At 71.7% G+C, this 12,573-nt stretch carries 10 protein-coding genes; 8 read left to right on the top strand and 2 right to left on the bottom strand.

Annotated elements, in window-relative coordinates:
- Positions 1-70: 70 nt before the first annotated feature.
- On the bottom strand, positions 71-1,636 hold the full coding sequence (locus ACRAKI_RS24615) for an alanine/glycine:cation symporter family protein (protein WP_447002884.1): 1,566 nt from the start codon (positions 1,634-1,636) through the stop codon (positions 71-73).
- Positions 1,637-1,924: 288 nt separating this feature from the next.
- On the opposite strand from ACRAKI_RS24615, the gene ACRAKI_RS24610 reads away from it, so the two are divergent.
- Positions 1,925-2,281 carry an ester cyclase gene (locus tag ACRAKI_RS24610; RefSeq protein ID WP_447002883.1) on the top strand — a complete coding sequence of 119 codons (357 nt, stop codon included), beginning with the start codon at positions 1,925-1,927 and terminating at the stop codon, positions 2,279-2,281.
- 114 nt (positions 2,282-2,395) lie between these two features.
- Here the strand turns inward: ACRAKI_RS24610 and ACRAKI_RS24605 are convergent, their stop codons facing one another.
- Positions 2,396-5,083 carry an FAD-binding and (Fe-S)-binding domain-containing protein gene (locus ACRAKI_RS24605; RefSeq protein WP_447002882.1) on the bottom strand — a complete coding sequence of 896 codons (2,688 nt, stop codon included), beginning with the start codon at positions 5,081-5,083 and terminating at the stop codon, positions 2,396-2,398.
- A gap of 107 nt (positions 5,084-5,190) precedes the next feature.
- Here ACRAKI_RS24605 and fabG point away from each other — a divergent pair, with 107 nt between their 5' ends.
- From fabG to ACRAKI_RS24570, 7 genes are all read left to right on the top strand, one after another.
- Positions 5,191-5,895 (top strand): 3-oxoacyl-ACP reductase FabG, encoded by a 705-nt coding sequence (gene fabG / locus ACRAKI_RS24600; RefSeq protein ID WP_447002881.1) that lies wholly within the window; start codon positions 5,191-5,193, stop codon positions 5,893-5,895.
- Between the two features lie 54 nt (positions 5,896-5,949).
- Positions 5,950-6,717 (top strand): enoyl-ACP reductase FabI, encoded by a 768-nt coding sequence (fabI, locus tag ACRAKI_RS24595; protein WP_447002880.1) that lies wholly within the window; start codon positions 5,950-5,952, stop codon positions 6,715-6,717.
- A 91-nt stretch (positions 6,718-6,808) separates the two neighbouring features.
- Positions 6,809-7,855 (top strand): ferrochelatase, encoded by a 1,047-nt coding sequence (locus ACRAKI_RS24590; protein WP_447002879.1) that lies wholly within the window; start codon positions 6,809-6,811, stop codon positions 7,853-7,855.
- Complete coding sequence (locus ACRAKI_RS24585; protein WP_447002878.1) at positions 7,852-8,325, top strand: YcxB family protein; 474 nt, start codon at positions 7,852-7,854, stop codon at positions 8,323-8,325. Before ACRAKI_RS24590 ends, ACRAKI_RS24585 begins: the two co-directional genes overlap by 4 nt.
- Before the next feature lie 32 nt (positions 8,326-8,357).
- Positions 8,358-9,155, top strand: coding sequence for a hypothetical protein (locus ACRAKI_RS24580; RefSeq protein WP_447002877.1), 798 nt, complete (start codon positions 8,358-8,360; stop codon positions 9,153-9,155).
- A gap of 478 nt (positions 9,156-9,633) precedes the next feature.
- Positions 9,634-11,457 carry a glycoside hydrolase family 6 protein gene (locus ACRAKI_RS24575; RefSeq protein WP_447002876.1) on the top strand — a complete coding sequence of 608 codons (1,824 nt, stop codon included), beginning with the start codon at positions 9,634-9,636 and terminating at the stop codon, positions 11,455-11,457.
- Between the two features lie 113 nt (positions 11,458-11,570).
- Entirely contained in the window at positions 11,571-12,434 is an 864-nt protein-coding gene (locus ACRAKI_RS24570; RefSeq protein WP_447002875.1) for an aminoglycoside phosphotransferase family protein, read from the top strand.
- Positions 12,435-12,573 lie beyond the last annotated feature (139 nt).

Below are 12,573 nucleotides of genomic sequence, written 5' to 3'. Positions count from 1 at the left end.
CGGGTTGTCCCGGGCCTGGTCGTTCCCGCCGGGTGGCGGCCCGCACCCCTGCCGGCCGCCACCCGTCCGGTCACTTCTTCTCTAGGTCGGCCTCCGCGCGCTCCTCCGCGAGCGACGCCCGGAACGCCTTCAGCTCCCGCTTCACCACCGGTGCGAGCAGGTACAGACCGATGATGTTGAACAGCGCCAGCGTGAACAGCACCGCGTCGGCGAAGTCCAGCACGCTGCCCAGCGTGAGCACCGAGCCGACGATGATGAACGCGCAGAAGATGACGCGGTAGGCGGTCTCGCTGCCCTTGCTCTTGCCGAACAGGTAGACCCACGCCTTCTCGCCGTAGTAGCTCCACGTGATGATCGTGGACACGGCGAACAGGACCACCGCCACCGTCAGCACGTACGGGAACCACGGCAGCACCGTGCCGAACGACTCCGAGGTGACCGTGACGCCGTCCGGCCGGGGGCCGCCCGCCGCGACGGTCGCCTGGGCGTCCTTCCAGAACTGGGTCTGCGCCACCACGATGGTCAGCGCGGTCATCGTGCAGATGACGACGGTGTCGATGAAGGGTTCGAGCAGCGCCACGTACCCCTCGGTGACCGGACGGCGGGTCTTCACCGCGGAGTGCGCGATGGACGCCGAACCGAGGCCCGCCTCGTTGGAGAACGCGGCCCGCTGGAACCCGACGATCATCGCGCCGATAGCGCCTCCCGCGACGCTGTCGGCGCTGAACGCGCCGCCGATGATCTCACCGATCGCGGCGGGGATCGAGGTGACGTTCAGCAGGATCACGATGAGGCACGCGGCGACGTAGACGATCGCCATCGCGGGCACCAGCTTGCCGGTGACCCGGCCGATGGACTTGATGCCGCCGATGATGACCGCACCGACCACCACGGCCAGGATGATGCCGAACACGAGCGCCGCGCCGTCGCCCCCGAGGAAGCCGTCCGAGCCGCCCGTCACGGAGCGGATCTGCGCGAACGTCTGGTTGGCCTGGAACATGTTGCCGCCCGCGATCCCGAAGAACAGGATCATGATCGCCGCGCCCACGGCGAGCACCCGGCCCACACCGCGGCCGGCCGCGTTGGGGAACCGCTCGGCCAGGCCCTTGCGCAGGTAGTGCATCGGGCCGCCGGACACCGAGCCGTCCTCGTGCACGTCCCGGTACTTCACACCGAGCGTGCACTCGACGAACTTCGTGCACATGCCGAGCAGGCCGGCCAGGATCATCCAGAACGTCGCGCCCGCGCCGCCGATGGTCACCGCGACGCCGACACCGGCGATGTTGCCGAGGCCGACGGTGCCCGACACGGCGGAGCTGAGCGCCTGGAAGTGGGTGATCTCGCCGGGGTCGTCCGGCTTGCTGTGCTTGCCGCGGAGGATCCGGATGGCGGTGCCGAAGCCGCGGATCTGGATGACGCCGAAGTACGCGGTGAAGACGGCGGCGGCCAGCACCAACCAGCCGACGATCCACGGGAACGTCACGCCGAAGACGGTGATCTCGGCGAAGATGAAGCCCGAGACGGCCTCGGAGATCGGGGTGAACGCGTTGTTGATGGCCTGTTCGATGGTCGACAGGGTGCCGCCCTCGGCTGCGAGGACGGTCGGCGGTGGCGACAAGGGTGGACTTGTGGTCATGGGCCGGTAGTTGACCGGATCCCGCAAGTTCGCACAAAGCGTACTTGAGCATTTCTTGAGGTTTGTGTCCGTTCGGTGACCACAGCTACACGTTCGACGGCAGGATTCGAACCTGTGTTCGACTGGATCGCGGGTCGTCGCCGAACCAGGTCGACGGCGTGCGAGCGGGTCACCACCGTCGCAGGACCCGCCGGCCGGAGCCGCCCGCGCCCACCCCGGCGCTGGACCGCATCCGCCCACCCGACGCACGGGTGATTCGGCGTGCCGGTCACGGGCAAACCCCCGGGCATGGTCTCGACCCCAACCCACGATCTGTACCGGCGGTGGCTCGACGAGCTGTGGAACGGCGACCCCGAGGCCGCCGAGCGGCTGGTCGGCGCGGACTTCGTCGGGCATTGGCCCGACCGCGACGTCACCGGGCCGGCCGGTCTCGCCGCCGTCGTCGGCGAGACCCACGCGATGTTCACCGACCTGTCCTTCACCCTCGTCGTCGGCCCCGTCGTCGAAGGCGACCTCGTCGCGGCGCGCTGGACCGGTCGCGGCAGGACGGCCGAGGGGCCGACGAGCTTCTTCGGCAACGACATCCTGCGGGTCCGGGACGGTCGTTTCGTCGAGTACTGGGTCGCCACCTGGACCGAGGCCTGACGACCGGGAGCGCCGGCCCGGCGGAATGGCTCCCGCTGGATGCCCGACCGCCTGGATGCCCGTTGGCTGGATGCCCGACCGGCTGGATGCCCGACCGGCTGGATGCCCAACCGGCTAGATGCCCAACCGCCGCCTGAGCAGGGTGGCCGTGTGCACCGGCTCGGCGTCGGAGCCGTGGCGGACCTGGGTGCGGCAGCTGAAGCCGTCCGCGACGATCGCGGTGCCCGGGGCGGCGGAGCGCACGGCGGGGAACAGGGTCTCCTCGCCGACCGCCATCGACACGTCGTAGTGGCCGCGTTCGAACCCGAAGTTGCCGGCCAGGCCGCAGCAGCCCTCGAGCAGGGACGCGGTGACGCCGGCCTTCGCCAACAGGTCGCGGTCGGCGTCCAGGCCCAGCTCGGCGTACTGGTGGCAGTGCGGCTGCACGACCGCCCGCTCCACACCGGACGGCGGCCCCGACAGCGGCCCCGACGGCGACCCCGACACCGGCTCAGGCAGCGGCTCCAGCAACGGCGACACGTGCTCGGCGAACGTCCGCACCGACTCCGCCAGCCGCACCACGTCGGGGTCGTCGCCCGCCACCTCCACCGCGTCGGAACGCAGGAACGCCGCGCAGCTCGGCTCCAACCCGACCACCGGCACCCCGTCCCGCGTCCACGGCCGCAGCACCCGCGCCGTCCGCCGCACCACCCGCCGCGCCACGCCCAACTGCCCCGTGGAGAACCACGTCAACCCGCAGCACACCGCCGGCGCGGGCACCTCGACACCCTGACCGACGTGCCCGAGCACCGCCGCCGCGTCGAAGCCGACCTCCGGCTCGAAGTGGTTGGTGAACGTGTCCGGGAACAGCAGCACCCGGTCACCGCCCCCGACCGGGGAGAACCGCGACTGGAACGACCGCACCGGCACGGGCAGCGGCCGTTCCGGGGCCACCCCGCCGAACCGCGCGAACCGGGCGCTCACCCGGTTCACCAGCCGCAGCCGCAGCCACAACGGCAGCCACCCCATCGAGTAGTGCGCCGCCGGCCGCACCCGCCGCCGGTAGTGGTGGTGCAGGAACTCCGCCTTGTACGTGGCCATGTCCACGTCCACCGGGCAGTCCCGCTTGCACCCCTTGCACGCCAGGCACAGGTCCAGCGCCTCACGGACCTCCTCCGACCGCCACCCGCCGCGCACCACCTGCCCGCCCAGCATCTCGAACAGCAGCCGCGCGCGTCCGCGGGTGGAGTGCTTCTCCTCCCGCGTCACCCGGTAGCTCGGGCACATCACCCCGCCGGACGTGTTCAGGCACTTGCCCACCCCGACGCACCGCCGCGTCGCCGCCGCCAGGTCACCGCCATCCGCCCGCAACGCCAGCGCCGCGCGGGTCGGGATCACCGGGGGAGAGACCAGCACCCGCAGGTCGGCGTCCAGCTTCGCCGGCGCGACGATCCGCCCCGGGTTCATCCGGTTCTCCGGGTCGAACGCCGCCTTGAACCGCGCGAACGCCCGGATGGCGGCCGGCGGGTACATCCGGGGCAGCAGCTCCGACCGCGCCTGCCCGTCGCCGTGCTCGCCGGACAACGACCCGCCGTGCGCCACCACGAGGTCCGCCGCGTCCTCCACGAACGACCGGTGCCCCCGCGCGAAGTCGAAGTCGATCCGCACGTGCAGGCAGCCCTCGCCGTAGTGCCCGTACGTGACGCCGCGCCGCCCGTGCCCCGCCAGCAACGCGTCGAACTCCCGCAGGTAGGCGCCCAACCGCTCGGGCGGCACGGCCGCGTCCTCCCACCCGGACCACGCCTCACCGCCGTCCGCCATCCGGGTCGCGAGCCCCGCGCCTTCCTCGCGCACCCGCCACAGCGCGCGCTGCCGCGCCGGATCGGTCACCACCAGGGAGTGCGGCGCGAGCGCGGCGGCCTGGTGCGCGACCGCGTCCTCGGCCGCCTCCACGAACAGCCAGCTCTCACCGCGCGGCAGCAGCCGCCGCGAGCCGCCCGCGGCCCGTGCCAGCTCGACGTTCAGGCCCTCGATCGTGAGCACGTCCAGCTCGCGCAGCGCCGGGGCGAGGTCCGCCGCGTCGTACGGGCCGTCGAACCCGAGCACCGCCAGCACCCGGCGCGGCGGAGCCTCCACCAGGCGCAGGGTCGCGCCCAGCACGGTGACGCACGTGCCCTCGGAGCCGACCAACGCCCTGGTCAGGTCCGGCAAGGCGTCCAGCCGGTACCCGGAGACCCGCCGGTCCAGCGCGGGGAACCACGCCGGGTCCACGTCCGGCAGGTCCAGCGGCGGGGGAGTGCGGGTGTCGAACCGGCGGCCGTCGGCCAGCAGCACGTCCAGCGCGCGCACGTTGTCGCTGGTCTTGCCCCAGGCGACGGAGTGCGCGCCGCACGCGTCGTTGCCGATCATCCCGCCGAGCGTGCAGCGCGAGTGGGTGGACGGATCGGGCCCGAACACCAGCCCGTGCGGCCGGGCCTCGTCGTTGAGCCGGTCCAGCACCACCCCCGGCCGGACCACCGCGATCCGCTCGTCCGGGTCGATCGAGATCACCTGGTCGAGGTAGCGGGAGAAGTCGATCACCATCCCGGCGCCCGCCGAGTTGCCCGCGATCGACGTGCCCGCGCCCCGGTTCGTGATCGGCACGCCGTGCTCGGCGGCCACCCCCACCGCGGCCACGACCGCGTCCACCGTCCGGGGTCTGACCACGACCGTTGGCACGTGCCGGTAGTTGGAGGCGTCGACGGAGTAGAGGGCGCGGTCGGCCGGGTCGGCGAGCACGTCGCCGTGCACCGCCGCCCGGAGTCGCTCGACGAAACCGGTCACGGACCGATTGTGATCCACCTCCGGCCGATGATGGCGTACCCGTTGGTACGGGATAGCCTCGCCCGCATCAACCTTCCCCTTCTCAACCAGCAGTGATGGGAGCAAGCGTGTCGAGGTCCGTTCTGGTCACCGGAGGCAACCGGGGCATCGGCCTGGCGATCGCGCGCGCGTTCGCCGCGCAGGGCGACAAGGTCGCGGTCACGCACCGCGGGTCCGGCGCGCCCGAGGGCCTGCTCGGTGTCAAGTGCGACGTGACCGGCTCCGCCGAGGTCGACGCGGCGTTCGCCGAGGTCGAGGCGGCGCACGGACCGGTCGAGGTGCTCGTGGCCAACGCGGGCATCACCGACGACACGCTGCTGCTGCGGATGACCGACGAGCAGTTCACCCGCGTCCTCGACGCCAACCTGACCGGCGCGTTCCGGGTCGCGCAGCGGGCGTCCAGGGGGATGCTGCGCAAGCGCTACGGCCGGATCGTGTTCATCTCGTCCGTGGTCGGCCTCGCCGGCGGCGCGGGCCAGGTCAACTACGCGGCGAGCAAGGCGGGCATGGTCGGCGTCGCCCGCTCGATCGCCCGTGAGCTGGGCAGCCGCAACATCACCGCGAACGTCGTCGCGCCCGGGTTCATCACCACGGACATGACCGACGCGCTGCCCGAGGAGCGCCGGGACCAGATCCTCGCCCAGGTGCCGGCGGGCCGTTACGGCACGACCGACGAGATCGCCGCCGCCGTCACGTTCCTGGCCTCCGACGCCGCCGCCTACATCACCGGCGCGGTGCTGCCGGTCGACGGCGGCCTCGGCATGGGCCACTGAGGACGCCGGACCCACCGACTTCCCACCAAGCACAACATTCCGGAGGACGTTTCAGTGACGGGACTGCTCGAAGGCAAGCGGCTGCTGGTCACCGGGGTGATCACGGACGCGTCGATCGCCTTCCACGTGGCCAGGGTCGCGCAGGAGCAGGGCGCGCAGGTCGTGTTGACCGGCTTCGGCCGGATGACCCTGGTGGAGCGCATCGCCAAGCGCCTGCCGCAGGTCGCGCCGGTGGTCGAGCTGGACGTGCAGAACCAGGAGCACCTGGACACGCTGGCCGACCGGGTCCGCGAGCACGTGGACGGCCTCGACGGCGTCGTGCACGCCGTCGGCTACGCGCCGCCGTCGTGCCTGGGCGCGCCGTTCATGGACGCGCCGTGGGAGGACGTGGCCACGGCCATGCACGTCTCGGCGTACTCCTACAAGGCGCTGGTGCAGGCCGCCCTGCCGCTGATGGGCCGCGGCGCGTCCGTGGTCGGCCTCGACTTCGACGCCCGCCAGGCGTGGCCCGCCTACAACTGGATGGGCGCGGCCAAGGCGGCGTTCGAGTCGATCAACCGCTACATGGCGCGCGACCTGGGCCCGCAGGGCATCCGGGTGAACCTCGTCTCGGCCGGCCCGGTGCGCACGATGGCCGCCAAGTCGATCCCCGGCTTCTCGGACCTGGAGTCCATGTGGGCCGAGCGGGCGCCGCTGGGCTGGAACGTGGACGACCCGACGCCGGTCGCCCAGTCGGTGTGCGGGCTGCTGTCCGACTGGTTCCCCGCCACCACCGGCTCGATGGTGTTCGTCGACGGCGGCGTGCACTTCCTGGGCCTCTGACCCACGGCCCGGCACGGGTGCCGGGTCGGCGTGCGATCGATCACGCCGACCCGGTTGTGCGGCCTCCGCGCTCCGGCGCGAGGATGTCCGGGTGAGTTACGACGCGCTGCTCTGGCTGTCCTTCGGCGGACCGGAAGGACCCGGGGACGTCCGCCCCTTCCTGGAGAACGTGACCCGCGGTCGCGGCGTCCCGCCCGAGCGGCTGGACGAGGTCGAGCAGCACTACCAGCACTTCGGCGGCGTGTCGCCGATCAACGCGCTCAACCGGGCGGCGATCGAGGCCGTGCGCGGTCTGGTCGACCTGCCGATCTACTTCGGCAACCGCAACTGGCACCCGATGGTCGAGGACACGCTCGCCGAGATGAAGGCCGCGGGCGTCCGGCGCGCCCTCGTCTTCCCGACCAGCGCGTACGGCGGCTACTCGGCGTGCCGGCAGTACGACGAGGACGTCCTGCGGGCCCGTGCGTCCGTCGAGGACGCCCCCGAGCTGGTCAAGCTGCGCCAGTTCTTCGACCACCCGCTGTTCGTCGAGTCGTTCGCGGACGCCGTGCGCGCCGCCGCGTCCGGACTGCCCGCCGCCGACGACCGGCCCGGAGCGGACTACCGACTGGTGTTCACGGCGCACTCGGTGCCGGTGTCGGCGGACAAGGCCGCCGGACCGCCCGAGGACGGCGGGCACCTCTACTCCCGGCAGGTCGCCGAGGCGTCCCGGCTGGTCGCCGCCGCCGTGGGCGTCCCCGAGTTCGACGTCGTGTGGCAGTCGCGGTCCGGTCCGCCGCAGGTCCCGTGGCTGGAGCCGGACGTCGTGGACCACATCGAGGCCCTGTACGACAAGGGCGTGCGGAACGTGGTCGTGTGCCCGATCGGGTTCGTCAGCGACCACCTCGAAGTGGTGTGGGACCTCGACACGGAGGCCCGTGAACGCGCCCAGGAACTGGGGATGGGCTTCGCCCGCGCCGCCACGCCCAACGACGACCCCAGGTTCGCCGAGATGGTGGCCGAACTGGTCGCCGAGCAGGTGTCCGACGGGCCGGTGCGCAAGCTGTCGGACTTCCGGGTCCTCGGGTGCACCACCAACGGCGCGTTCTGCGCCACGCGCTGCTGCGAGCCCGCGAAGCGCCCGGGAGCGGGCCGGTGAGCGTCGACTTCAGCTGGTCGCCCCGGCCCGCGGACTGGCGTGACGCGCTGGGCATCGCCGTGCCCCTGTACCGGTGGGCGCCGTGGTTCGGCGCGGCGCTCGGCGTGCTGGGCGTCGTCGTGCTCGCGATGGGCATGACGTGGGCGGGCGTGTTCGGGCTCACCCTTGCTGTGATCATCATCGCACTCGTGCCGGTGGGCACCGCGGTGAACTTCCACAACCACCCGCTCGCGGCGAAGACCGTGACAGGCACGGCGGACTCCCACTCGCTGCGGATGTCCATCGGCGAGGCGGCGCGCAGCGAGCTGAACTGGGCCGAACTGCCCGGCTGGGTGGAGACGGCGCGCGGCTTCGTGCTCAAGACCGGCACGACCGCCCTGTACGCCGTGCCGCGCCGCGCGTTCGCCGACGACGAAGCGGTGGCGGCGTTCCGCTCCCTGCTGGCCGAACACGTCGGCCCGGCGGCCTGACGCGTCCGAACGGCCGCGTACCCTCGGCAGTCGTGTCTTGTGCGAGTGCGACGCTGGTCGTGTGGACGTCCGCCTGGCTGCATGGTGCGGCCGCGGCCGACGACGTCCTCGACGCCCTGGGGTTCTGGGCCGAGCTGCACGAGGTGGCCGCGGACGACGACGGCACCGCGACCGCTCTCGACCTGCCGGGCCCGGACGAGGTCCCGGTGGGCCCCGCCCTGCTGCTGGCGTCGCTGCGCCGCGCCTCCGCCACCACGGCCAGGCTGGTGATCCCCGTGCCCGGCGACGTCCGCGGGCTGGGCGGTAGCGGCCCGCTGTCCAAGTGCGCGCTGCGCGCCGGTCAGGCCGCAGTGCTGCCCGAGGTCGGCGTGGGCCTGGTGCCCGCGCTGGTGGCCGACGGGGTGATGCGGTGGACGGTGTTCGACCTGCCGTCCGCGCCCGGCGGCGAGCACGTGCCCATCGCCGAGGCCGAGCACGGCCTGGCGTCCGCCATGCGCGAGGCGGCCACCGCGCTGGTGACGCTGGACGTGGCGCGGCACCGGCCGAACGTGCGGGCGGAGATCGCCGAGCTGTCCGCGGAGCACACGAAGGTCGAGTGGCCGGCGGGGATGCCGCCGCGTGCCCTGCGCGTGCTCCAGCGCGCCTCGGAGGTGGCCGCGATCCTCACCGTGGCGGCGTCCGACGCGCCCGGCGGGGCGGTGTCGGCGACGGCGACGCGGGCCCGTGACGAAGCCCTGCGGCCGTTGTCCGAGGCGGTGCGGCGGGCTCGGCTCGCGGCCGTGGACGAGGCCGTCCGAGTCCTTTCGGATCAGGGCGCCGGCCGCCATTAGGCGGGTGGGCGCTCGTCGAACGTTCGACGGACCGTGTCGAATATTCGACAATTGTTCGACGGGTTGCGAAATGTTGCGCGCCGCTATCGCCGACCATCGCGTCGGGTGAGCCCCCGGGAAGTCGATCCGAAGTCCACGTCGAACTATCCCGGATCGGCGGGTGCAATGGGCCGTACAGGTGATCGGCGCCGCATCCGTTTGCCATCGGAATCGATTCCGGGTTGCTTCACCCTGGCAATCCCATTGGTGAATGAAGTACCGTAACCGCAGGTCAGGGGCTTTGGGGCGCGGTACGCGTACGGGTATAGCCCCGGATTATCTCCAGGTCAACCCCTCGTCAACACGACATGTCATGCGTTACCGTTCGTTCTGGGAGCGCTCCCAGTCCCCAGCTGTTTCGGTCTTGCGTCGGATCCCGAGTCGGCGAAATGACCTGGGAGCGCTCCCAGATGGCGGGTTGCACGCAAGGAGGCGATGCATGAGTCTGCGCACTTTTGTACGGTCCCGGAAATTCACCGGAGCATTGGCGGTGACCTCGGTGGCGGCCCTGTCCGTAGCCGGGGTAGTGGCCTCTACGGCCACCGCCAACGCTGCTCCCGGTTGCCGGGTCGCGTATTCGATCAGTAGTCAGTGGCAAGGCGGATTCGGCGCCAACGTCACGGTCACCAACCTGGGTGACGCCATCTCCGGCGGTTGGACGCTGGAGTGGGACTTCGCCGCCGGCCAGACGGTCCAGCAGGGGTGGAATGGCAACTTCTCCCAGTCTGGTGCCCGGGTGACGGTCCGCAACCCCTCGTGGGCCGCGAGCCTCGGCACCGGCGCGACCGTCACCCCTGGCTTCAACGGCTCGTGGAACGGGTCCAACCCGGCTCCCACGCAGTTCCGGCTGAACGGGACGGTCTGCACGGGGAACATCAGCACCACGACCACGACGTCGACCACGACGAGCACGTCGACCTCGACGAGCACGTCCACGACGACGACCACCACGTCCAACAACCCGGGTGGTCCGAGGGTCGACAACCCGTACGTCGGCGCCGGTGTGTACGTGAACCCGCAGTGGTCGCGTCTCGCCGCGGCCGAGCCGGGTGGCTCGCGTGTCGCGAACCAGCCGACCGGTGTGTGGCTGGACCGGACCAGCGCGATCCACGGCAACGGCTCGCCGACGACCGGCACGATGGGTCTGGCGGACCACCTGAACGAGGCTGAGAAGCAGCGCGCCGCCCGTGCGGACGGTCAGCTGGTCTTCCAGTTCGTGGTCTACAACCTGCCCGGTCGCGACTGCGCGGCGCTGGCGTCCAACGGTGAGCTCGGGCCGACAGAGATCGGCAAGTACAAGACCGAGTACATCGACGTGATCTCCAGCATCGTCGCGCGGCCCGAGTACTCGAAGCTGCGCATCGTCGCGGTCATCGAGATCGACTCGCTGCCGAACCTGGTGACGAACGTGACGCCGCGTACGACCGCGACGCCGAACTGCGACGTGATGAAGGCGAACGGCAACTACGTCGAGGGCGTCTCGTACGCGCTCGGCAAGCTCGGCGCCGTCTCCAACGTGTACAACTACATCGACGCCGGCCACCACGGCTGGATCGGTTGGGGCGACACGGTCGCGGAGTACGACAACTTCTACGCCTCGGCGAAGATGTTCGCGTCCCTCCTCGGCAAGAACGGCGCCACGAAGGACAAGATCCACGGCTTCATCACCAACACGGCGAACTACTCCGCGCTGGAGGAGCCGTTCTGGACGGTCGACGACCTCGTCGGTGGCCGCCCGGTGAAGGAGTCGGCGACGTGGGTCGACTGGAACGACTTCAACGGTGAGGTGGGCTTCGCCCAGGCGATGCGCGCCGAGCTGGTGAAGCAGGGCTTCGACAGCGGCATCGGCATGCTGATCGACACCTCGCGCAACGGCTGGGGCGGCCCGAACCGGCCCACCGCGAAGTCGACCGCGACCAACGCGAACGACTACGTGAACCAGTCGCGCATCGACCGTCGTCACCAGAAGGGCAACTGGTGCAACCAGGCCGGTGCCGGTCTGGGCGAGCGTCCGAAGGCCGCGCCGAAGCCCGGTATCGACGCCTACGTCTGGATCAAGCCGCCGGGTGAGTCCGACGGTTCGAGCACGCAGATCCCGAACGACGAGGGCAAGGGCTTCGACCGGATGTGCGACCCGACCTACGGTGGCAACGTCCGCAACGGCAACAACCCCTCGGGTGCCCTGGCCAACGCCCCGGTTTCGGGTCACTGGTTCTCGGCCCAGTTCCAGGAGCTCATGGCCAACGCCTACCCGGCGCTGTGACCACGAGCTGACTGGCACGACAACTGAATAGCTCCGCACTCCGTAGGCGGCGTCCTCTCTGGACGCCGCCTACGGGCGTTTATCCGGTTGCGGCGGTGATTAGCGTGAGATCGGTGGACGTCGAAGAGATCACCGCGCGGTTGGCGCTCCGGTTCGGCCCGTCGGTCGCCCCGTGGTGTGCGCGGGTGCCGGAGCGGGCGGCTTCGGTCGCCGCACGCTGGGGTCTCACGCTGGGCGGCATGATGCCGCAGGGCGCGTCGTCGGTCGTGGTGGAGTGCGAGCGGTCGGACGGTGGCGGGGCGGCGCTCAAGCTCAGCCCGGACGCCGGTTTCCTGGCCGAGCAGGCGGCCGTGCTGCGGCTGTTCGCCCCGTCCGGTCGGGTGCCCGCCGTGCTGGCGGAGGACGACGGCGTGCTGCTGATGGAGGCGGTCCGGCCGGGCACGATGGCCGAGGAGCTGCCGACCCCGCCGACGCCGGAGGAGTGGGCGGAACTCGCCGCGGCACTGCACACCGTGCCGGACTCCGGTGGACCGCGGCTGGAGCTGCGCGCCCGGTGCGCGGAGTTCTACACCCGCATCGGCAGGCGCCTGGCGGATCCGGACGTCGCCGCCCACATCTCGCCGGAGACGTGGGACCGAGCCCGGAACCGCTGCCGCGCCCTCCTGGACGACCAGCCGCGCGTGCTGCTGCACGGTGACCTGCACCTGGGCAACGTGCTGGACGGTGGTCCGGAACGGGGTTTGGTGGCGATCGACCCCCGGGCGTGCGTCGGCGACCCGTGCTTCGACGTCGTGGACTACGTCCTCGACGCGGCGGGCCGCGAAGGCGTCGCCGACCGCGCCAAGCGGGTGGCCGTGGCAGCGTCCCTCGACCTCGACCGCCTGTACGAGTGGTGCCGTGCGCTGGCCCCCGTCCTCGCCATCGCCACCCTCGACGACGAAGCCGCCCTCACGGAACTGCTGACCCTGTCCCGGTGACCGCAGTCCCCGGCGCGCTCTGCCTGGCGCGCCCGGCCTGGCGCACTTGGCCTGGCGGGTTCGAACCCGGTGCGCCGGCGCTGCCGGTCGATCCGCCGTCCAGCGCCGATCCGCCGAACGCTGTCGCAGAAGTCCCCGC

The organism is Saccharothrix isguenensis, from assembly GCF_052936305.1.
This window is presented reverse-complemented; position numbering and strand designations above follow the sequence as displayed.